General features: G+C 34.5%; 14 protein-coding genes. 2 read left to right on the top strand and 12 right to left on the bottom strand.

Translation table 11 applies throughout. From position 1 onward, the window contains the following. Positions 1-2: 2 nt before the first annotated feature. The 3 genes from HNQ90_RS04140 to msrB all read right to left on the bottom strand — a co-directional run bounded on the left by HNQ90_RS04140 (position 3) and on the right by msrB (position 2330). The gene (locus HNQ90_RS04140) at positions 3-1565 is read right to left on the bottom strand and encodes a protein adenylyltransferase SelO (RefSeq protein ID WP_144115392.1); all 1563 of its coding nucleotides are present in this window, start codon (positions 1563-1565) and stop codon (positions 3-5) included. A gap of 10 nt (positions 1566-1575) precedes the next feature. Further along, complete coding sequence (locus HNQ90_RS04135; RefSeq protein WP_144115391.1) at positions 1576-1818, bottom strand: glutaredoxin family protein; 243 nt, start codon at positions 1816-1818, stop codon at positions 1576-1578. Between the two features lie 62 nt (positions 1819-1880). Next, entirely contained in the window at positions 1881-2330 is a 450-nt protein-coding gene (msrB, locus tag HNQ90_RS04130; RefSeq protein WP_144115390.1) for a peptide-methionine (R)-S-oxide reductase MsrB, read from the bottom strand. A gap of 192 nt (positions 2331-2522) precedes the next feature. On the opposite strand from msrB, the gene HNQ90_RS04125 reads away from it, so the two are divergent. Next, positions 2523-3719, top strand: coding sequence for a Pycsar system effector family protein (locus HNQ90_RS04125; RefSeq protein WP_144115388.1), 1197 nt, complete (start codon positions 2523-2525; stop codon positions 3717-3719). A gap of 55 nt (positions 3720-3774) precedes the next feature. Here the strand turns inward: HNQ90_RS04125 and HNQ90_RS04120 are convergent, their stop codons facing one another. The 9 genes from HNQ90_RS04120 to HNQ90_RS04080 form a co-directional block, all read right to left on the bottom strand. Further along, positions 3775-6147, bottom strand: a complete 2373-nt coding sequence (locus tag HNQ90_RS04120; RefSeq protein ID WP_144115386.1) for a GAF domain-containing protein — start codon at positions 6145-6147, stop codon at positions 3775-3777. Positions 6148-6247: 100 nt separating this feature from the next. Beyond that, positions 6248-7900 carry an alpha-amylase family glycosyl hydrolase gene (locus HNQ90_RS04115; RefSeq protein ID WP_144115384.1) on the bottom strand — a complete coding sequence of 551 codons (1653 nt, stop codon included), beginning with the start codon at positions 7898-7900 and terminating at the stop codon, positions 6248-6250. A gap of 4 nt (positions 7901-7904) precedes the next feature. Continuing rightward, positions 7905-9773, bottom strand: a complete 1869-nt coding sequence (locus tag HNQ90_RS04110; protein ID WP_144115382.1) for an alpha-amylase family protein — start codon at positions 9771-9773, stop codon at positions 7905-7907. Between the two features lie 56 nt (positions 9774-9829). Next, entirely contained in the window at positions 9830-11809 is a 1980-nt protein-coding gene (locus HNQ90_RS04105; protein ID WP_144115380.1) for a glycoside hydrolase family 13 protein, read from the bottom strand. 11 nt (positions 11810-11820) lie between these two features. Beyond that, complete coding sequence (locus tag HNQ90_RS04100) at positions 11821-13941, bottom strand: glycoside hydrolase family 97 protein (RefSeq protein WP_144115378.1); 2121 nt, start codon at positions 13939-13941, stop codon at positions 11821-11823. Between the two features lie 39 nt (positions 13942-13980). Beyond that, entirely contained in the window at positions 13981-16290 is a 2310-nt protein-coding gene (locus HNQ90_RS04095) for a glycoside hydrolase family 65 protein (protein WP_144115376.1), read from the bottom strand. Positions 16291-16439: 149 nt separating this feature from the next. After that, positions 16440-17111, bottom strand: coding sequence for a beta-phosphoglucomutase (pgmB, locus tag HNQ90_RS04090; protein WP_144115374.1), 672 nt, complete (start codon positions 17109-17111; stop codon positions 16440-16442). A gap of 4 nt (positions 17112-17115) precedes the next feature. Then, positions 17116-18474, bottom strand: coding sequence for an MFS transporter (locus tag HNQ90_RS04085; RefSeq protein WP_144115372.1), 1359 nt, complete (start codon positions 18472-18474; stop codon positions 17116-17118). Between the two features lie 198 nt (positions 18475-18672). Next, on the bottom strand, positions 18673-19746 hold the full coding sequence (locus tag HNQ90_RS04080; protein ID WP_144115370.1) for a LacI family DNA-binding transcriptional regulator: 1074 nt from the start codon (positions 19744-19746) through the stop codon (positions 18673-18675). A 322-nt stretch (positions 19747-20068) separates the two neighbouring features. Here HNQ90_RS04080 and HNQ90_RS04075 point away from each other — a divergent pair, with 322 nt between their 5' ends. Beyond that, positions 20069-23239: a SusC/RagA family TonB-linked outer membrane protein gene (locus HNQ90_RS04075; protein WP_144115368.1), complete on the top strand. Its 3171-nt coding sequence runs from the start codon at positions 20069-20071 to the stop codon at positions 23237-23239. The last annotated feature ends 6 nt before the right edge of the window (positions 23240-23245 follow it).

Here is a 23245-nt window from a genome sequence, read left to right as displayed (position 1 = left end):
TATTATGAACTACAAGATAACATGGAACAGCCTACTTTATGTCGTGCCCATTCCGGACGTTTAGCAAACCATTGTTGATATTCTGGCTGCTCGCTATACGGCTCTTTTAGCATATTAAACAATTGATCTATTAATGTATAGTCGCCCTTATCGGCATCATCAATAGCTAGCTGCGCCATATAATTTCTTAAAACGTATTTTGGGTTAACGCTGTTCATTTTTTTACTTCTGTCTTCGTCGGAAAACGTTTCTAAACCTAACCGTTTTGCATAACTTTCAAACCATTTATGCCATCTGCTTTTTAAATCGCCTTCAATAGCTTCAGGCTTATAAAATGCTTCGGTAATAACTTGAAGACCTTCCAAAGGATTTTCCTTTTTAAAATTACTTAAATTTCTGAAGAAAATCGTCATATCGGTTTCTGTTTGATGCAAGATATCTTCCAATTCCAAAATTAATTTTTGATCGTTTTCATCTTCTGTTTGCAGACCTAATTTAGCGCGCATCATATTAAGCAGCTTCACTTCAAAATCTATTTTGTACTGATTTAAAATAGCTTCTAAAGGTTCGGCTTCATCAATTAAAGGATAAATAGCGTTTGCCAGCTGAATTAAATTCCACAAACCAATATTAGCTTGATTGCCAAAACGATAACGCTTATGTTGCCTATCGGTAGTATTGGGTGTCCAACCATAATCATAACCTTCTAACCAGCCATATGGTCCGTAATCAATGGTTAAACCAAGTATAGACATATTATCGGTATTCATAACACCATGAACAAAACCAACGCGTTGCCAATGGATAATCATATCTAAAGTGCGCTCTGAAACTTCTTGAAAAAAGGCTAAATAGGTGTCTTTTGATGGTGTACCTAACTGTGAAAAATGCTGTTTTATAGTATAATCTACCAAGGTTTTAAGCGTCTTGTTATCTTGTCTAGCTGCAAAAATTTGATAGCTACCAAAACGCAAAAAAGTTTCTGCTGTTCTGCAAACAATGGCGCCTTTCTCGTAGGCCGAATTACCATTATACAATACGTCGCGTAATACTTGATCGCCAGATAATGACAAGGACAAGGCTCGAGTTGTTGGCACTCCTAAATGAAACATAGCTTCACTACATAAATACTCTCTAACCGAAGAGCGTAACACAGCTAAACCATCGGCTGTTCTAGAATACGGTGTTTCACCGGCACCCTTTAATTGGACTTGCCAATTTTGGTTATTATGTTTTACTTCAAATAAATTTATAGCACGACCATCGCCTAATTGTCCTGCCCAATTACCAAACTGATAGCCGCCATAACACATGGCATAAGGTTTAGTATTTGGCAACACTTTATTTCCGGTAAAAACCTTTAAAAAGGCTTCACTTTTAGAATCGGTTTCAGACAACCCTAAATTTTTAAGCATTTCTGGAGATGCATGCAACAATTCTGGTGCCGCAGTTTGTTTTGGCGTTACATAAGAAAAACACGCTTTAGTTACCTGCCTCCTCGTATTTTCCAGAACCGGATCTGCGGGTAATTTTGTATTGAATGTATCTTTTATATTCAGCTTCATTTATTATGATTTACAGCTTATTTATCCACTTTTTTAATTCGGCATCAGATGGGTTTCTTAACTTTTTTTGTCCAATAACTAATGTTGGAAAATTAAGCTTTCTGTTTGTATACAGGGCTCGTAATTCTTCCGCGAAAGCGTTATTTAACTCCACATCTAAAAATGAATAGTTTAAATTTAAACCCTCTAAATACCTTTTGTAATACTGCGTTTTATGACATCTATTAGCGCCATATAGTTTAATCTCTGGCATAATAACTAATTAGGTTAAGCCGTAAAAAGCGCATTAAAGCAAAATCAAGCTTAAATTGTTGGCTACGACACCTTTTCTAATTGCATCGATTCTGAGTTTATACAATAGCGCAAACCGCTAGGTTCTGGACCATCTGGGAACACGTGCCCTAAATGAGCATCGCACGTATTACACATAACCTCTACACGCACCATACCAAATGCGGTATCGCGTTCGTACTTAATGGCGTTTTCTTTGATGGGCTGTGTAAAACTTGGCCATCCTGTACCAGACTCAAATTTAATTGTAGAATCGAATAATGGTGTATTGCAACACACGCAGTTGTATTTACCTGCTTCGTGAATGCTACAAAGGGCACCACTATGCGGACGCTCTGTACCTTTTAATCTAGTGATTCTAAATTGTTCTGGAGTTAATTGCGCCTGCCATTCGGTCTCTGTTTTTTCGACACGTTTGTCGGGAATTGGGTTTCCTTTTACAGAGAAATTAATTATTTTTTTCCAAGTTAGCATAGTATGGATCCTTTCTTTTTTTTATTGCAAATAATATGCTTTTTCTATGTAAAGATAGTCGAATCTAAATTGAAAAACTTACAATTTGTAATATTTGAAAAGTATTTAAAAATAATACGACTAAATAAAACGTTACTGTACTTTCCCTTAAAGTTTAGTATTTTTACTTGATAAACATTTATATCTTCCAATATGCTGATAGAAGCGACTGAAAAATTTGTAATTAACCTTTTAAACGAAAAGTTAGCTACTTCTTTTACTTACCATAATATTACACATACACAACGCGTTGTTGAGGATGCTAAAACACTAGCCGAACTTTGCAATATTGATGAAGACAATACAAACCTGCTTTTAATTGCTGCTTGGTTACATGATACGGGTTACATAAAAGGCGTTACCAACCATGAAGACGAAAGCATTAAAATTGCTAGAGCGTTTTTAGAAGGTGAAAAATGCCCAGAAAAAGACATAAAAGTTATTTGCGATTTAATATTAGCTACTAAATTGACTGTGGCACCCAATAATGTTTTAGAAGGGATACTTAGAGATGCCGATTGCTCTCACGTTGGAAGCAAAAGCTACATGGATATTTCTGAATTACTTAGAAAAGAATGGGAATTACTATTCAACAAGACCTTTGATGACATTAAATGGCTAGATGAAAACATTGATTTTCTGTCCACCAAACACCGTTTTCACTCACCCGAAGCTGCTAGTATTTGGGATAAACGAAAAGGGAAAAACCTAGCAAAACTAATAACTACGAGAAAAAAATTAGTAAACGCAGAAAAAAAACTAACACAGAAAAAAAAGGAATTAAAGTTTAAAAAAAATAAAATTGAATTACCAGAACGTGGTATTGAAACCATGTTTAGAGTAACACTAAAAAACCATATTACTTTAAGTAACATTGCCGATACTAAGGCTAATATTTTACTGTCTGTTAATGCCATTATTATATCGATGGTATTGTCGAATCTAGTTTCTAAACTGGATAACATTTCCAACCATTACTTAATTATTCCCACAGTTATTTTTGTGGTTTTTACTGTTATATCTATGGTTTTATCCATTTTAGCAACACGCCCAAACGTAACGCGAGGCGAATTCACAAAAGAAGATGTGGCTAATAAAAAAGTAAACCTTTTGTTTTTTGGGAACTTTCATAAAATGTCCTTACAAGATTTTGAATGGGCCATGGGAGAAATGATGGAAGATCGAGATTACCTCTACTCTTCAATGAAAAAAGATTTATATTTTCTAGGCTTAGTTTTAGATAAAAAATACAAAATACTTAGACTTACTTATACCGTTTTTATGATTGGAATTATAGTAAGTGTCCTTGCATTTGCTATTGCATTTAAGTATTCGGGAGTTGTTTTGTAAAAGCTTGTTTTACTTTAAAACTCCTGTTTTAATTAGTAAAGCTTAGTTTTAAAAACTAAGCTTTAATTTCTTTCATTAAATCATCATAGGAATAAAATGATTTATCGGCTTCATTTTTATGATAAAGCACACAAACTCGAATGGCTTTTAGTCCTGTTACAGCTTGCAAATCTTCAAGTTCTACTATTTCAATATCCGTATCTAAATAATGCTTAGACTGGAGAAATTTTATATATCTTAAATATTCTATTTCATCTTGTTTTTGAGAATACACAATGCTTATTTTTCCCTTTTGGGTAACACGCTCTGTGGTTCCTTTTATATACGCCTTATCAACTCGTTTTTTTACAATTTCGTATCGTGCATTATAGGTGCCATCTACATCAAACTGTTTTTCATCCATTCTAAAACTTATGGATAAAGGTTGATTAAATACCAAAATCATTGATGCTACATCTAAGGCCACAGGAAATTTAGATTGCATTTGGTAATATGCATTTTCCATTTCGCACATAACCTGTAATTGCCATAAACGCAAATTGTAAAGGTATATAGGGCTGAATGAATCTTCTTTAGTAATAGACTCTCCTATATACATGTTATGCTCGACACCATCCGTTTTAAAACGCTCAAAATAGTGCGGATACATAAGTTGTGCTTCTACTTGCTTTTTATCTAATAACGAGGCCATTTCTTTATTAATTTTAGAAATGGTTTTATCGTAATCTTTTCTATGTTTATATAACACATTTACCTTGTCGTCAATGCTATTAAAGTAAGCATCTATCTCTTCCTTAAAGTCATCATTGGTGTAAATATGTTTTAATAAAGGGTCTATATCTTGTTTAAAAAACTCGGAGATTTGTTGTTCGCTATCTACCTGAAAATGTGTCTCCAAGCCCTTTAAATACTCATCTATCTGATAAATAAATTGCTCGTAAATGGGTAATGACTGCGTTTTGGAAATTCTAACAAAAATGTTTTTAACCGCATTTAACTGAAGAGATAAATCTAGACTAGTTGCAGTATTTCTAGCTTCCGACGATCCTTTTATATCGATTTGACCATAAAGTGGATACACATTTTCGAATGCTATTTTTTTAAAACTAGCTTCTTCTCCCTTTAATTCGGCATTTATAAAGTTTTTTGCTTCTTTTTTAAATCGCCAATGCACACTAGAGTGAATTGAAGTACATTCTTTTTGAATAATGGCTTCAATTAAATTTTCTTCTTCGTTTTTTGAGCGCTCTACAGCCGATACAATAAACGGCATAACATCGGCCAATTTATTTGCGTTTACACTGTTTAACACTCGGGGCTTACCTGATACTATCTCTATAATACCCATTAATCCCTCTTTATTGGCAATAGGAGCAAAAATAGCACTCTTTATATCTTGCTCGTGTAAACTTGTAATATGTGGTGCGCGTCCTTTCGCTTTTTCGAACATTGTATCGACATCCGATATTGAGAAATATTTATTTTCTCGTAATAACCGGTTATAAGACCAACTGCATAAGGCATCGGTACATTTTTCGTTATCTCGATCTCCTAACAAATAACTTTTTACTCCAGCACCATAAACACGCTCGAAAACTTGGTCCTCTTTATTATAAATAGAAAAACCTACCTTAATATCTTTTAGCCTTAAAAGTGATCTGAAAATTTCATGGAAACCTTCCATAAAACTTTCATTCTTTCGTTTCTCGTCGCCTATTAAACTAGATTTTATGTTAGATATGGATTGATCGTCTGTTACATCAAAAATATTTGAAATTACAAACCCTTTAAAAGTATAGCTGTTTGGAGGAAATTTTTCTTTCCAAAGCGCTATATTTTCAAAATTATCAAGTAACTCATTATAATCTGCCTCGGTAATTACTTTAGCCCCCTCATTAGGTGTTATTTCACAAAAATCGGCATTATACGTTATTTTGTAATAATGCAGAATACCGTCGGCATCAGGAATTTCGTAATAAAAAGGTCTTTTAAAATTTATGTTATAGCCATAACAAAAATTTAAAACAATGGTACAGGCTAAAATATATGTATCGTCTTCCGGTAAGTTTTTAATTTGAAGATCAAAATCTTTACCTGCTGTTTCTATAATAGTTTGAAAACGCTCTGAAGCATTAAAAATTAAATTATGTAACGGAACCGAAGCTGTTTTAATTTCGTTTTTTGTTAATAAAGGGCTAAACGCATCTTGTAAGATTAACTGAATTTCTTTAGACCGCGAGTCTAAAATTGAGGTATCACTAAACCCTTGTTTTAACTCTGGATATTGTGCTGCAACATCTAAAATATGATTTGCCTTGGCCACAACAAAAGCATCAGAACTTTTTGCCAAAGCTTCATAATGCTCCAAATATTTATTAAAACTGACTTGGAGTTTGAAAGGCGATTCGATATTGTTATTAATATCCATAATGTTAAAGTGCTTAGATTGCAAAGTTACAAATATTAGGCTTAGTCGTTATTAATTAGGCTTCCTAACTTGCTATTTGTTACTAATAAATGACACTTTTTTATTGTTTTTCGAGGAGCACCATATTAAATTTAGAATTTATAGTGATTTTTCCTTGTGTAACTGTGTTTGAAACCCCAGAGTAAGCGTCATGTAGAGTCTCTCCATTTTTAAATAGTTTAGATACATCTACTACCTTTTCGCCATGAGGTAAGTTTAATCCAACAACAACTAAGTCTTTATAATTACCTTTTGAAAAACTTCTGTAAAACACATAAGGTGTCTCGGTTATCATTTGATGAATGCCGGCTCCTACTGCTGGATGGTTTGCCCGAAACTGCCCCAATTTTTGCCAATGTTTTAAAATGGATTGTGTTTTGGGGTTGTTTTGAACGTCGTCCCAATTCATGAAAGAACGCAATGTGGCATCGCCAACCGCATCTTTAATTACAAGAGACCTTGCTGATTCATCGCCATAATAAACTTGAGATGCACCAGGACACAACAATAATCTTGTAGCAGTTACAAAGGGTTTTTCTCTAACGGCATCAAAGGGTTGACCATCATCGTGAGAGCTTAAATAATTTAAAAGACTATAGCCTTTTAATTCTGAATTTAGTACCTGTGAATATTTTTTAAAATGCGCCTCGGTTGACATTTGAGCTGCATTCCATTTCATTTCAAAATTAATAAGTGCATTAAAAGCATTATCAAAATAATTGACTTTCTTATCGCCAAAGTCGAACCCTTTGGTTGCTGAAATTCCGTAATTATAAACCTCGCCCAACAAATAAAAGTCGTTATTATCTAGCACTTTATCTGGGTTGTTTTTTTTGAATTCCGCGAAAGCGAAATCGCATTCTTGCTTAAATTCTTGCCAAACATGTTCTTCTACATGTTTAACCGTATCTACACGATACCCATCAATTCCAAATTCTGTGATATAATCTGTAAGCCATTTCATGATATAAAACCGAGGTGCTCTAGGATAGTTTGTTCTTTTAAAAAAGGCATCTAGTTCTGCTACCTCACTTTCATACCTTCCTTCGACTTGCCATTTAGTAACCAAATGTGGTGGTAACTTTACCGCTTCATCACTTTCTGTTTTAATGTCTGGAAGGTTTTTAACTAAGGTGCAGGTAATGGTGTTTTGGTAAGATTGATAATCGCAGTGTGGTTGAGTACGCACCCAATTTGAAGGCCAAATTGGATCTTTTTCGGTTACTGGCCCTGTATGATTTATTACGGCATCAAGCAAAATACGAATGCCATGTTTATGAGCGGTTTCTACTAGTTGATGCAAATCCTGTTTGGTTCCAAAATTAGGATCTAAAGCCGTCCAATCGCTGGCCCAATAGCCATGAAAACCATAGCTTAAACCTGTACCCTCGTCTGTACCCCCATGAATTTGCTCTACAATGGGTGTCATCCAAATGGCATTAATTCCTAAATTGGTAAAATACCCGTCCTTTATTTTTTGAGTTACACCCTTAATATCGCCTCCTTTAAAACCACGAAGCTTTCCTGTTTCTGCGTTTCTTTCAAAATTAATATCATTTGAAACATCACCATTATTAAACCTATCTGTTAATAAAAAATATATGTTTGCAGCTTGCCAAACAAATGGTGTTTCTGGCTGTTCTGGAAGGATATCTTTTTTGTTTTCACAATTAAAAAACACTAAAAACGATAATAAAATGGCTATATGCTTCATGTTTTTAATTAAGTTTTAAAATGAAAGACTCCAAAGGTTCAATTTTTATTTTGAGACTAGCGTTACCATTTTCAACGTTTAAAACAGACGTGAATTGATGGTATAATTGGTCTTTAGCTTGATAAGCCTTATTATCTAACTGCCAATTTTCAACAACACTTTTGGGTATTTTCAGGTCGAATTCATAGCCCGATTTATTATCGAAATTTGAAATAACAATTAGCTTTTCATCATCACTCCAACGTACAAATGATAGCATTTTATCATGGTAACCTTCGGTATGCTTTCTGTTATACAAATGTATGTCTTGATACGCTCCAACTAAAGCACTACTGTTTATTGTAAAATTTAAAAGGCGCTTATAAAAATCTCTTAACGCTTTTTCATTTTTGGTTAATTGCCCGCCATCAAATTGTTTATTATTTACCCAACGTTGATGTGCCGGAACGCCTACATAATCGAATATTGAGGTCCGTGTAGCCTTACCAAAGCCTGCATTTTCTGAGCCATCTTCACCCACTTCCTGACCAAAATAAATCATTGTTGGTGCCGTGGTAGATGTTGCAGAAACTACCATAGCGGGTTTTCCTTTTTCGGGGCTTCCAGCAAAATCCGGACTTGCTAAACGTTGTTCGTCATGATTTTCTAGAAAATGTAACATGTGCTGTTCTATATCCTTTAAATCATTAAGAATAGGTGGAATATTATCTGTTTTTCCGTGGCCTTGAATGACGCTTTTTATGGTATCGTACAATTGGACTTTATCATACAAATAGTCCATTTTACCTTTTTTGATATAATCTCTATACAGCAATGGATTATACACTTCGGCTAATAAAAAAGCATTGGGATTTTGCATTTTAATGCTCGAATTCATGTAACTCCAAAACTCAACCGGCACCATTTCTGCCATGTCATAACGAAAACCATCAACTCCCATTTCTAGCCAATACAATGCAATATCTTTAAACTTTACCCAAGAATTAGGTACGGTTTTGTCTTTCCAAAAGTCAAAATGTGTTTTATAATTTTCATTTTCAAAACCGTCGGGAAGTGCAACAAAATCCTTTTTACCATCAGGCGAAATACCATAATTAACCTTTGCGGTTTCGTACCAATCGTTCATATCTGGTTGAGAAAGCCTAGATCCATTCCCTGTCCATTTTGCAGGTTTTTCGGGGAACTCACCATCCTCTAAAAGATGTTTTTCAGGACCTAATGGCGAATATCCATTTTTCCATACAGGTACTTTAAACGTTTCGTTAGGGTTATAATAGAAGTTATTATTTACTTTATATACCACAGCGGTATCATCATCTTCACCAAAATCTTTAACGCCTTTTGGATTAGAAATACTTTTATAATTGCGAGCTACATGATTGGGCACAATATCAATTATAACCTTTAATCCAGCTTGGTGTGTACGGTTTATAAGTGCTTGAAATTCTTGCAATCTATTAGCAACATTATCTACCAAATCTGGATTTACGTTATAATAGTCTTTTACCGCATAAGGCGAACCCGCTCGACCTTTTACAACATCTGGATCGTCGTTTGAAATACCGAACTTGGTATAATCTCTAATAACACCGTGATGAGGCACTCCTGTAAACCAAATATGAGAAACTCCTAAATCCTTAATTTCGTGTAATGCTTTATCAGTAAAATCTTTGAATTTACCAACACCATTTTCCTCAATGCTTCCCCAAGGTTTATTGGTAGTATTAATATTACCAAACAATCGTGTAAAAACTTGGTAAACTACCTGTTTTTTCTTTACTACTTTTATACTAGCGTTATCATTATACTTCTTATTTTCCTTACAAGACATGAAAACAGGAAACAATGAAACTATAAAAAAAAGCTTTTTCATTTTAATATTTCTTTTCAGATTTAAGATGCTAAACATGTTGACATGAGACAACTAAATTAGTCCAGTTTAGTAGTTAAAACAAGGCTTCCTTTCCCGTTTAAAGTGATATTATCTCCCCAAAAAAATTGGTAGTCGGTAATTATGTTTTTAATTGCTTTTCCTTTTAACCCCAATTCCCTAAACCTATTTAAATCTAATTCTATTGGTTTATCGTTTTTATTAATAATATGAATTACAGTTTCGTTATCTGCACTTCTAAACAATACATACACCCCGTTTTCTGGAGCAAAATGCAAGGTTTTACCATCGTGAATGGCTTTGCTATTTTTTCTATAATTTAAAAGCTTCTTTAAAAAGATTTGCATGTCCTTTTGCTGCTCACTTAAACCTTCTCCTGTAAATGCGTTAACTTGATCGCCCTCCCATCCTCCAGGAAAATCAGATCGAATTAACCCATGATCTCCAGGTTTATCAAAATCGTTCATTAAAATTTCTGTACCGTAATAAATTTGCGGAATTCTTGGTAAGGCTAATAAATAACTAAGTGCCATTTTAGTGTTAGCCACATCACCTTTTAGCTGGGTAAAAATGCGACTCATATCATGATTATCAGGAAAAACCATAAGATCTTTAGGACTTGCGTAATAAAAATCGTTTGCCAAACCTTGATACATTTTAACTAGGCCTTTATCCCACTCTTCATCTTCATTTAGCGCTTCAACTATAAAATTTTGCATTGGAAAATCCATTGGCGATTTTAAATTAGACTTGTAGCCATCTCTATTATTAGCTCCATCTTGCCAATACCCAACCAAAAGCGGGTTGTAACTCCACTCTTCTCCAACAATACTAAAATTAGGATATTCATTCATAATTTCACCAGCCCAACGACTCATAAAATCTTTATCCGGATAAGGATATGTATCCTGACGAATACCGCCTAAATTTGCCGTTTCTATCCACCAAATACTATTCTGAATGGTATATTTCGCCATAAAGGCGTTGCGTTGATTTAAATCTGGCATAGCAGATACAAACCAACCTACGTTCATGTTTTCCTTATCAACTTTAGAGGCATACCTGTCTTGGTTGGTTGTACGTCTGTGATTGGTAATAATACTAGCGTCTCCATCCCAATTACCCATATTTGATTCGTAATATTGTTGATGGTTAATCCAATTTTTAAATGGCAAATCTTTCATCCACCAATGCTCTAAACCGCAATGGTTTGCCACTTGATCCATAATTAACTTCATGCCCTTTTTAGACAACTTAGCTGATAATTCTTTGTATTCTTCTAAAGTTCCAAATCGAGGATCTATTTCGTAAAAATTGGTCATGGCATAACCATGGTACGAACCCTGTGGCATATCGTTGCTTAGCAACGGAGTTGGCCATACGGCTGTAAATCCTAATTCTTCAATATAATCTAAATGATTGGTGATGCCTTGAATGTCTCCACCATGACGAGCATAATCATCATTCCTATCAATTATTTTCTCATGAAGTCCTTCAACAATGTCGTTCTCTGGATTCCCATTAGCAAACCTATCTGGTGTAATTAGATAAATAGCATCACTACTATTAAAACCTATATATTCTTCTGAAGATTTTTTTCTTGATTTAAGCTCATAAGTATGAATTAAATCTTCTTTATTTTCTTCTTTAAAAATGATATTGAATTTCCCCGATTTTGTAGATTCTGAGATATTTAAATCTATAAATAAATAATTTGGACTATCTGCTTTATGAACTTTTTCTATAGAGATACCTTGGTAAGAAACTTGAACCGTTTTACCAGAAATATTAGGATGATGGACTAGCAACTGAAGTTTAGAATTCTTAAACCCTACCCACCAGTTTAAAGGCTCTATACGATTAATATCCAATTTCTCAACTATTGAAACATTTTCACTAATCTCATCCATTTTTGTATCACCTTCTTTTTTACAAGATAAATTTAACGCAAATACAGATAGCAACCCAAGGAATATTGAACGTTTAATATTTTTATATATTTTAAAATAATGTCTCATAGCTATTAATTTTAATTTACAGCTTCAATACTAATAGCATAACCTCCACCTGGCGCAGATAAAAGTGATAATTTTGATTTACTTGTTACCTTCTTTGTAATAATAGAATAAGCTTGCGGATTGGTTTTGTAGTGCGCACTTTCAGCATCGCCATAAATAGTAGCCATATATTTTTTTCCTTTTTCAAGAAAATCTAAACTAATATTAGAGGTTCTAGAATTAACCCCATTTACATTACCCACAAACCAATTATCACTTCCTTTTTCTTTCCTAGCTACAGTTAAATAATGTCCTGGTTCTGCTTCTAAATAGACACTTTTATCCCAATCTATTGCCACATCTTTTATAAACTGAAAAGCATCCATAAACTGCTCGTAATGTTCAGGTAAATCTGCAGCCATCTGCAATGGGCTGTACATGGTAACATACAACGCCAATTGGTTTGCAATTGTGCTGTTTACATGCGAATTGTTATTAGGATTTAATTTACTAATATCCATTTCAAAAATTCCTGGTGTATAATCCATTGGCCCGCCAATAAGTCTTGTAAATGGTAGTATGGTAACATGATTTGGTTTTGAACCACCAAATGCCTGAAACTCGGTACCTCTAGCAGACTCGTTTCCAATTAAATTAGGATATGTTCTACTTATTCCGGTTGGTCTTACGGCTTCGTGAGCGTTTACCATAACCTCATAATCGGCAGCTTTTTCAAGAGCGTATTGATAGTGGTTAACAATCCACTGGCTGTAATGGTGTTCGCCTCTAGGTAAAATATTACCAACATACCCACTCTTTACCGCATCGTAACCATTGTCTTTCATGAATTGATACGCTTTATCCAAATGGCGCTCGTAGTTTCTGGTTGAACCAGACGTTTCATGATGCATAATCATTTTAACACCTTTAGATTTTGCGTAATTATGAATAGCCTCAACATCAAAATCGGGATACGGTGTCACAAAATCGAAAACATAATCTTTAGATTTTCCAAACCAATCTTCCCAACCTTGGTTCCAACCTTCAACTAAAACACCATCAAATCCGTGTTCTGAAGCAAAATCGATGTAACGTTTTACTTTAGTATTATTGGCTGCATGGGTTGTATTTGCCTTCACTTTAGAATAATCTGTTACTCCTAATTGAATTGCAGGTAAATCATTGGTATACGCCCAAGAACTTTTACCGGTTATCATTTCCCACCAAACACCAATATACTTTACTGGTTTTATCCAAGAGGTATCTTCAATTTTACAAGGTTCATTTAAGTTTAAAGTGATTCTTGAATTTAAAATATCTCGCGCATCATCACTTACCATAATGGTTCTCCAAGGTGAATTACACGGTGCTTGCATATACCCTTTGTCGCCGTTTACATCTGGTGTTAACCACGACTCAAAAACCATGGTTTCTTCATTTAAATTTAAATGCATACATGAATAATCGATAAGTGCTGCTTCGTGTAAATTAATATACAAACCATTAGCAGTTTTCATCATTAAAGCTGTTTGCACACCTGTTTTAGAAAATTGCTCTTGCGAGGCATTCCCCGTTACAGCCTTATCAAACTTTGAACTTATTTCTGATAATTTTGATTCGGTATAATCGTATTCTTGAGTATCATAATCTCCTGGAATCCAAAATGCCGTATGGTCTCCCGTCATAGCAAATTGAGACTTTTCTTCTTTAATTACGAAATATACCAAGTTTTCCTGTTGCGGAAACTCATAACGAAACCCTAAACCCTCGTTAAATAACCTAAAACGAATAACCACAATTCTATTTGTTTCATTTTGTTTTAGACTAACAGTTAATTCATTATAATGATTTGTAATTTCTTTTTCCTCGCCCCAAACTGGTGCCCAAGTGTTGTTAAAAGTTGCATTTTCGGTTTTTAAAACTTTAAAATCATTGAGTAATGACTTTTCATCATCTTTTAGCTCTAAACCTAAGTGACTAGGGTTTATTACACTTTTATCTTTAAAGGCTAACTGGTAGGTTGGCCTACCAGCATCATCTAGATAAAACGCCATAGTTAATGCGCCATTAGGAGATTTTAACTCTTGTGCATAAGCTGCCTGATTTAAAAATGAACACCAAGCCGTTACAAATAATATATATAGAAATTTCATGCTTTTTATTTTACAAAGATTCTGGTTTTAAACGCTATACTAACTCACAACTTTTAAACTATCACCCTTTAGCATTAAGGGTTTATTGTTTACAAGTATTTCTAGATCGTTACCACCAATTATTTCGAAATTGGTTTGCTCTTGGGTAATATGAACCTTTAAAATATGGTTTCTAAAATTCACTTTAAAGGAGTAGCCTTTCCATTGTTTAGGAATTTTAGGGGTAAATGACAACTTATTATCCTTAACACGCATACCACCAAAACCTTCAACAATGCTCATCCAAGTTCCCGCCATAGATGTAATATGAAGGCCTTCGTGTACTTCGTGATTATAATCGTCTAAATCTAATCTTGAAGTTCGTAAATAGAAGGTGTAGGCCTGTTCCATTCTATCTAATTTTGCAGCTTGAATACTATGCACACACGGCGACAAAGAACTTTCATGAACTGTAAATGGCTCATAAAAATCGAAATGACGCTCTAAAGTTTCATTTGAAAATTGATCTTCAAAAAAGTAAAAACCTTGTAAGGTATCTGCTTGTTTTATGTATGGTGAACGCAAGATTCTATCCCAACTCCATTTTTGATTTATAGGTCTTTCTGATTTTGATAAATTTTCAACAGAAATCAATTCTTTATCTAAGAACCCATCTTGTTGTAAATACACCTGATGTTTTTCAGAATACGGAAAGTACATATTATCTGCCACTGCCTTCCAAAGGGCCAATTCTTTTTTAGATAGTTTTACTTTTTCGGAAATTCTAGAGAAATCTGAAGTATATTCTGTTTCAATTTTTTCAATTTGCTCTAGCGTATAATCTATACACCATTTGGCTAAATAATTAGTATACCAATTATTATTTACGTTATTTTCATATTCATTTGGTCCCGTAACACCAAGAATAACGTACTGGTTTTTATCTGCCGAAAACGTAGCACGCTGTTGCCAAAAACGAGCTATACCAATTAAAACTTCTAGTCCTTTTTCTGGAATATAACTGTAATCTCCGGTGTAGCGGTGGTAATTATATATTGCAAATGCAATGGCACCGTTTCTATGAATTTCTTCAAAGGTAATTTCCCATTCGTTGTGGCACTCTTCGCCATTCATGGTTACCATAGGATATAAGGCTGCACCGTTATTAAAACCTAGTTTTTCAGCATTTTCGATAGCTTTATCCAAATGATTATAACGGTACTCTAAAAGTGTTCTAGCAACGTTTTGATCTTTAGTTGCCATGTAGAACGGGATGCAATACGCTTCGGTATCCCAATAGGTGCTTCCTCCATATTTTTCGCCTGTAAATCCTTTAGGCCCAATATTTAATTTGGAATCCTTACCTAAATACGTTTGGTTTAATTGAAAAATATTGAAACGGATACCTTGTTGGGCTTTTACATCGCCATCAATAGTAATGTCGGCTATTTCCCAAATTTTTGCCCACGCTTGCTTTTGCCCTTCAAGCAATTGATTAAACCCCTTTGTTGTCGCTGTTTTTAAAACGGCTTTTGCAGCATTTACTAAATTAGATTTGTCATGATTTCTATCGACTGTATAGCCTCCAAATTTTTGAATACTAAACGTTTCTCCTTTTTTAACTGCGTGTGCATAACTAAACGACACTTTGTTAGAGCTCTCGGTAATACTAGGCTCAACCAAAACAGATTTACCAGAAAGAAAAACTACCGACTCCATAAAAGTACAAGTATGGAAATGGGTTTTCATGGTTTTCGCTTCAATAAAAGCCTGATTATTTGCATGATTCACCTTAGTGGTGTCCCAAAATTTATCATCCCAATTGGTATCTTCATTGGTAATTCCAGAATCTAAATACGGTTGAAATATAATTTCGGCGTCGCTATTTAAAGGGGTTACCAGGTAATTAATAGCTCCTATTTCATCTAATTCTAAACTTAAAAAACGCTTTACCTCCACCTCTATCTGAATAGAATTGGGTAAGGTTGCTTTAAACGATCTTGATAACCAGCCCTCTTTCATATTGAGTTCTCGCCTAAAATCTTCGACAGATGTACAGGTATTTAAATCTAAGGGCTCGCCATTAATTGTCACGTTAATTCCAATCCAATTTGGCGCATTTAATACCTTAGCAAAGTATTCTGGATAGCCATTTTTCCACCAACCCACACGAGTTTTGTCTGGGTAGTAAACACCAGCAATATAACTCCCTTGAAAGGTATCGCCGGAGTATGCTTCTTCAAAATTTGCACGTTGTCCCATGGCACCATTGCCAATACTGAAAATACTTTCTGAAGATTTTACATGACTTGCATCGAAACCTTCCTCAATGATGGACCAATTATCTGGTTTTATATAATCTTGATTCATTTTTTTAAGATGATAGAGAATGGACTTTAGGCCGCTTAGCTGTTAGACTAGGCTTACTAATACGTCTAGTTCTCGATTATTATTTTTTATTTAATTAATATGAATTCTAGTGCCCCTCAAGCATCAACTTGAAATGCGTGCTATTACCGCTATTTGACTGTCTCTATTTTTGTTATTAATGATTTGATAAAACCTGAAGTTATTTCGGTTAAATCTTCAACATTAAAATCGGCTTTACTAAGGGTTTCCTTATCACCAACACCAATGGAAATCATATGTGCAGCATTTGCAGCATCGATGCCCGCAATGGCATCTTCAAAAACAACACATTGTTCTGGTTTAAGCTTTAATTTTTCTGCTCCAATTAAAAACACTTCTGGGTCGGGCTTAGCCTTAGAAACGCTGTTTCCATCAACAATACCCACAAACCTGTCAAATAAATTAACTTGTTTTAAAATTAAAGGTGCATTTTTACTGGCAGACCCTAATACATATTGTATTCCTAAATCGTCCAGTGTATCGAGTAAGTTACTTGCTCCTGGCAAAATTTCTTCTGGTCCCATTTTATGGATATACTGCAGGTAATGCTCATTTTTGCTTACTAAGAATTCTTGCTTTTTTTCATCGGAAAGTTCTACTTTACCTATGCCCAAAAGAATTTCTAATGATCTAACACGACTTACACCTTTTAGTAGTTCGTTGTGTGCTTCTGTAAACTCAAACCCTAAATGATTTGCCAGCTCTTTCCAAGCTAAAAAATGATATTTTGCCGTGTCTACAATTACACCGTCTAAATCGAAAATAACGCCTATTTTGTTCATGATTTTATGATTGAATTATATCATCAACATCTTTTACTTTATAGACTAAAGATGCTGCAATTAAAAAACTAACACCACTCATCATTAAAGCGAATATGGCTTGGTTGCCATACGCGTATTTTACAAGTGGACCGCCAATTAAGGCATTGATTATTTGAGGAATTACAATGAAGAAATTAAAAATACCCATGTAAACTCCCATTTTTTTTGGCGAAATAGATCCTGCCAAAATAGCATAAGGCATTGCTAAAATACTTGCCCATGCAATGCCTACGCCTATCATAGAAACAATAAGCCAATTTTCGTTTGGCATAATGTAGATAGACAATAAGGCTAAGCCTCCAATAATAAGAGATATTGAATGTGTTTTTTTACGGCCAATTTGTTTAGCAATATAAGGCAATGCAAAGGCGTAAAATGCAGACACTAGATTATAAACCCCAAAGAGAATACCTACCCAATCGCCAGCATTTTGATATGTAGAACTGCTACTATCTGTAAATGGCAACCCATAAATATGCTGCGCAATAGCCGGTGTAGCAAACACCCACATACCAAAAAGCCCAAACCAAGAAAAGAACTGCACCCAACTTAATTGACGCATGGTTGTTGGCATTTTTTTGAAGTCTTCAAAAATATCCCATAAACTCGATTTCTCTTTTTCGTGATTATCTATGGCATCTGCGTGTGCATGTTCGTCTTCAAAACTATCAAGTTCCTCTGGCGAATATTCTTTAGTAGTAACAACAGTAATTAAAATTGAAACCACTAAAATAATTGCACCAATTATAAATGACAGAATTAAATTAAACGGCACAGCACCTTGAATGGTTTCATTAGAAATCCCAAACCAATTGGTCAAGGCATAAGGTAACCAAGAGCCAATAACCGCCCCAAAACCAATAAGTGCAGTTTGCACGCTAAACCCTAAGGTACGTTGATCGGTTCTTAAATTATCGCCTACTAATGCACGAAAAGGCTCCATAGCAATATTAAAGGAGGCATCCATAATCATTAACATTCCTGCTCCAACCCATAAGGCAGGCAAAAAGGCAATAAAAATATCGGCTTGCGGCATAAGCACTAAGCCTACCGAAGCTAAAATGGCACCTACTAAAAAGTAAGGCTTTCTACGGCCAAACCTACCCCAAGTTTTATCGCTATAATGCCCAATAATGGGTTGAACAATTAAGCCCATTAAAGGCGCAATTATCCAAAACCATGACAGTTCGTGAACATCGGCTCCGAAAATTTGAAGTATTCTACTTGCGTTGGCATTTTGGAGTGCAAACCCCATTTGTATTCCTAGAAATCCAAAACTCATGTTCCAGATTTGCCAGAAACTTAATCTGCGCTTTTCCATTAAATAGTATATTAAATTAATACTATTTGATAAGCGGTTTTGTATCAATTTTTATAGAAAAAATCAATATTTCTAATTGATACTACTTATCAAAACTTATTGTGAGAAGTGAAAATATAAGTTTTGATTTCGAGTCAAAGATATAAAAGAATTTCGGTTTTCCTAATTAATTTTATTTCGGCATAGCGTTCTACGAAACTATTTAGTAGATTCTCTTTCAATTATTTCTGTCTCAATAACTAACTTTATAAAATCACGTTTTTGCTCGTTATTTGTAAAGTATTGCTCGGGTTGTGTGTCTTCGGCCTCCAGTCTATCAATTAACAAATTGGCCGATTGCTCGCCTATTTTTTGCCCATGTTGGCTAACGGTTGTAAGGCTTGGTGTTGCGTGTTTAGACAAAACTCCATCGGTAAACCCAATAACCTGAACATCGTCTGGTATTTTTAGCCCGAGTTTCCTAGCCACTTTCATAGCAGAAACTGCATAAAGCTCATTAACCGCAAAAACGCCATGAATATTAGGATTCGATTTAAAAAATTGCGCTATTTCTGCTTCCAAAACGTCCAAATTATTTTCAACATCTAAGCTGTCGTCAATTTTTAAAATAAGATTAGAATCGGCTTCTATTCCATTACTCTGTAGGGCCTCTAAATAGCCTTGAGTCCTTAATTTACCCACACTTACATAATCCAACGTGGTAATTAAAGCTATGTGTTTGCAACCGTTTCCAATAAGTTTCTTTACTGCTTTTACAGCGCCATTAAAATCATCGACAATTACCTTGTCGCAATCTACTTCATCAACAACCCTATCAAACATAACAATAGGCATGCCTTGGTTTATTGTGGCATTAAAATGATGATAATCTTGCTTTAGTAAAGTTTCTTTTGAAATGGAAAGAATAAACCCATCAATGCTACCATTGGCTAGCATTTCCATGTTTATAATCTCTTTGGTAAACGACTCATTTGATAAACCTACAATAACATTATAACCTCTACGATTGGCTACGCGCTCTATACCTCGAATAACTGTCGAGAAAAAGTGATGCACAATTTCTGGTATTAAAATACCTATGGTTTTAGTTTTTCTGTTCTTTAAACTAAGCGCTATATTATTGGGTTTATAATTATATAATTTAGCAAAAGCTTGGATTTTTTGAGTAGTATCTTCACTAATTTCTTTGCTATTGCTAAGCGCTTTAGAAACCGTTGAAACCGAGACATCCAACTCTTTTGCAATTTGCTTTAATGTTATCTTTCTTTTCATATAATTAAAATAGTGTACCGCTTAAGCAGAAATATTTTGTTTAATAAACGTAGTGAGATAAAGGTTTTACCAACACGTTTATTAATGTAAAAATAGCTATAAAAATATTGTTGCTGTAAAGATAGAAGATTATTTAAACTAGCGCTAAATATATGAAATTCTTATTTTAAGATCTAAAAATTAAAAAGTTGTCAACACGAAAACGTTTTCGTAAAATATTTCGTAATACATAATTATTTCTTTACAATTTCTTTACATAGGTTTGGATTGAGAAGTGAAAATATAAGCAAACTAAAACAACTAATTATTTAAACTAATTTGTATGAAAACAACTATTAATAGTTTACTGTTTTTTCTGTTTTTGGCTCCCATCCATATATTTGGGCAAACGCCAATAACGGGCTCAGTGACAGAACAATCTACTTCAATTCCTCTCCCTGGAGTTAATGTTGTTGTAAAAGGAACCAATAATGGTACCGCAACAGACTTTGATGGAAACTACCGTATTGAAGTGAATAACGGAGACGTTATTGTATTTTCCTATATTGGTTTTCAACCTAAGGAGGTTATCTACTCAGGTCAAACAACTCTAGACGTACAATTAACCGAAGACACATCTCAATTAGATGAAATCGTTATTATTGGTTATGGTAGCGTGAAAAAAGAAGACTTAACTGGTGCGGTTGATGTAATTTCGGCAAAAGACTTTAACCAAGGAGCCGTTGTATCTCCAGACCAATTACTACAAGGTAAAGCAGCTGGTGTAAGAATTACAAGTGCTGGCGGACAACCGGATGCTGCACCTAATATTCGCATTAGAGGCGGATCGTCACTTTCCGGAAACAACGCGCCATTAATTGTTATTGATGGTGTACCATTGGATAACGGTGGTGTTGCCGGTGTTGGTAACCCGTTAAGCTTAATTAACCCTAACGATATTGAAAGTTTTAGTATCCTTAAAGATGCATCGGCAACTGCTATTTATGGTTCGCGTGCCTCTAATGGTGTACTTATTATTACCACTAAAAAAGGAACTTCGGGTGAAACTAAATTTAATTTTTCTGCCAGAACGTCTTTAAGTAACATTAGTTCTAACGATCAAGTTCCTGTAATGAATGGTAACGAGTTTGTACAATTTGCACAAACCTACTTCCCAGATAATATTGACGCTTTAGGTGTTCCTGTAGGTAGCGTAGATACCAACCAACCTATAGCACAAATTATTAGCACTCCAAATGGAGATAGAGCTATTTACAATACAGACTGGCAAGATGTTATTTACAGGACTGCCGTAACCAAAGATTATAATTTTGGTGTAAGAGGAAATTTATTGAAAAAAATTCCTGTTAGAGCCTCTGTTGGTTATAACGAAACCGAAGGTGTTGTACAAACCAACGATTACGAAAGAATTACAGCGTCGTTAAGATTAACACCAAAGTTTTTTGACGATCACTTAAAAGTAGATATTAACGCTAAAGGAACTGTTGTAGATAAAAACTCTATAGATGATGGTGCTGCTCTAGGTGGAGCCATCTCCATGGATCCTACAAAACCAGTTTATGATGCAAACTCAATTTTTGGTGGTTTCTACCAGCAATTACAGGCTTCGGACAACCCTAATAACCCAAATGCAAAAATTGGAGCAGGCAATCCATTAGGTGTTTTACTTCAAAGAACTCGACCTGAAAAAGTAAATCGTTTACTCGGTAATATAGAGCTTGATTATAAATTTCATTTTTTACCTGAACTGCGCGCTGTTGTGAATTTAGGATTAGAAGCTTCAAGAGCAGAAATTACTGAAACCTTTTCAGATAACGCAATAAATAGTTATGCGCAAATTGCGAGTGCTGATCCCAGTGCGCCTTTACCTATTGGAACTTTCATCTTGCAACCTGGATTATCATATGCTGAAAATCAACATATAACAAATGTAACTGGAGAATATTACTTAGCATATCGTAAAGAATTTGATGATTTATTTATTAATAATTTTGATGTTCAAGCAGGTTATTCTTATCAAAATTTTAAGAATGATGGTAATAAAAAAATATTTCAATCTGATCCAGCTTATGATGCTGATAAAATAGCGGGGGTTGATTACGATTTAGATAGTGATGGAGTTACAGGGGATAGAGTAAGGAATTTAAACCCTAATAATCCTAATGACCGCTTTTTCAATGAATTGAATCTTCAATCATTTTTTGGGCGTGCTAATATTAACTTAACTAACAAATATTTACTTACTGCTTCTTTTAGAGCAGATGCATCTTCATTCTTTACCGAAGAAAATCGTTGGGGCTACTTCCCTTCGGCAGCATTAGCTTGGAAAGTAAAAGAAGAAAGTTTTTTAAAAGATGTGAATTTTGTTAACGATTTTAAACTAAGATTTGGTTGGGGTGAAACTGGACAACAAGATATTTCTGGACAAGTTGGTTTTTATCCATCCATTCCTTTATTCGAAATAGGAGATGCTAATAGTCAATATATTGAGGGAGTAAACTTATACGACGCTAAAGAGTTCAACCCTGATTTAACTTGGGAAAAATCAACTACATATAATTTAGGTGTAGATTTCGACTTCTTTAAAAACAGTTTTCTTTCAGGTTCTTTTGATATCTTTAAAAGAGAAACTACAGACTTGCTAGTGTTAACTGGAGTTTCTCCTGGATCAGCACTAAGCGATCAAGTTATAAAGAATGTAGGATCTACTGAAAGTAAAGGTTTTGAATTAAATCTAAACTTAAACCCTGTACAAAATGAAGTTTTCAACTTATCTTTTAATGGAAATTTATCATATAATTTTACTGAGGTAACTGACTTAGAAGGTGTTGAACAAATTAACGCTCCTGATGGTGGTCTTGCTATTGGAACAGGAAATATTTTATTAAGACATGCATTAGGCGAACAAGCTGGTTCTGCTTGGGTGTTAAAACAAGTTTATGATACAGCTGGAGACCCAATTCTAGGATCTTTTGTAGATTTAAATGATGATGGTAGAATTACTGAAGCTGACAGATACTATAGAGCTATACAACCTAACTGGACTTTTGGTTTTGGTTTTAATATGAACTACAAAAACTGGGATTTTAGTGCCAGTTTTAGAGGTCAATTAGACGGCGAAATTTATAACTCTAGACGATTAACACATGGCGCCATAGAAAATGCGCTAGCCTTAGATGGTAATTCATTTAACAACACGCTAAACTTCTATTCAGGCGAAGCAAGTACAGTGTTTACAGACATCGTAGACCCTGTGCAATACTCAGATTACTTTCTTGAAGGGGCGTCTTTCTTAAGATGCGAAAACATTGTAATTGGGCACACCCTAACTAATGTTATAAAAAATGCATCATTAAAAATATATGGAGCCGTTAACAATCCATTCTTAATTACTAATTACTCCGGACAAGATCCTGAGAATTTCAATGGAATTGATAATGATTTCTATCCAAGAGCAACGATATATAATTTAGGTGTAAATATTGATTTTTAAACTAAA

This window comes from Algibacter amylolyticus, assembly GCF_014202225.1.
Lineage (GTDB): Bacteria > Bacteroidota > Bacteroidia > Flavobacteriales > Flavobacteriaceae > Algibacter_B > Algibacter_B amylolyticus.
Note: the sequence above shows the minus strand (reverse complement) of the source record. Positions and strands in the feature narration are given on the sequence as shown.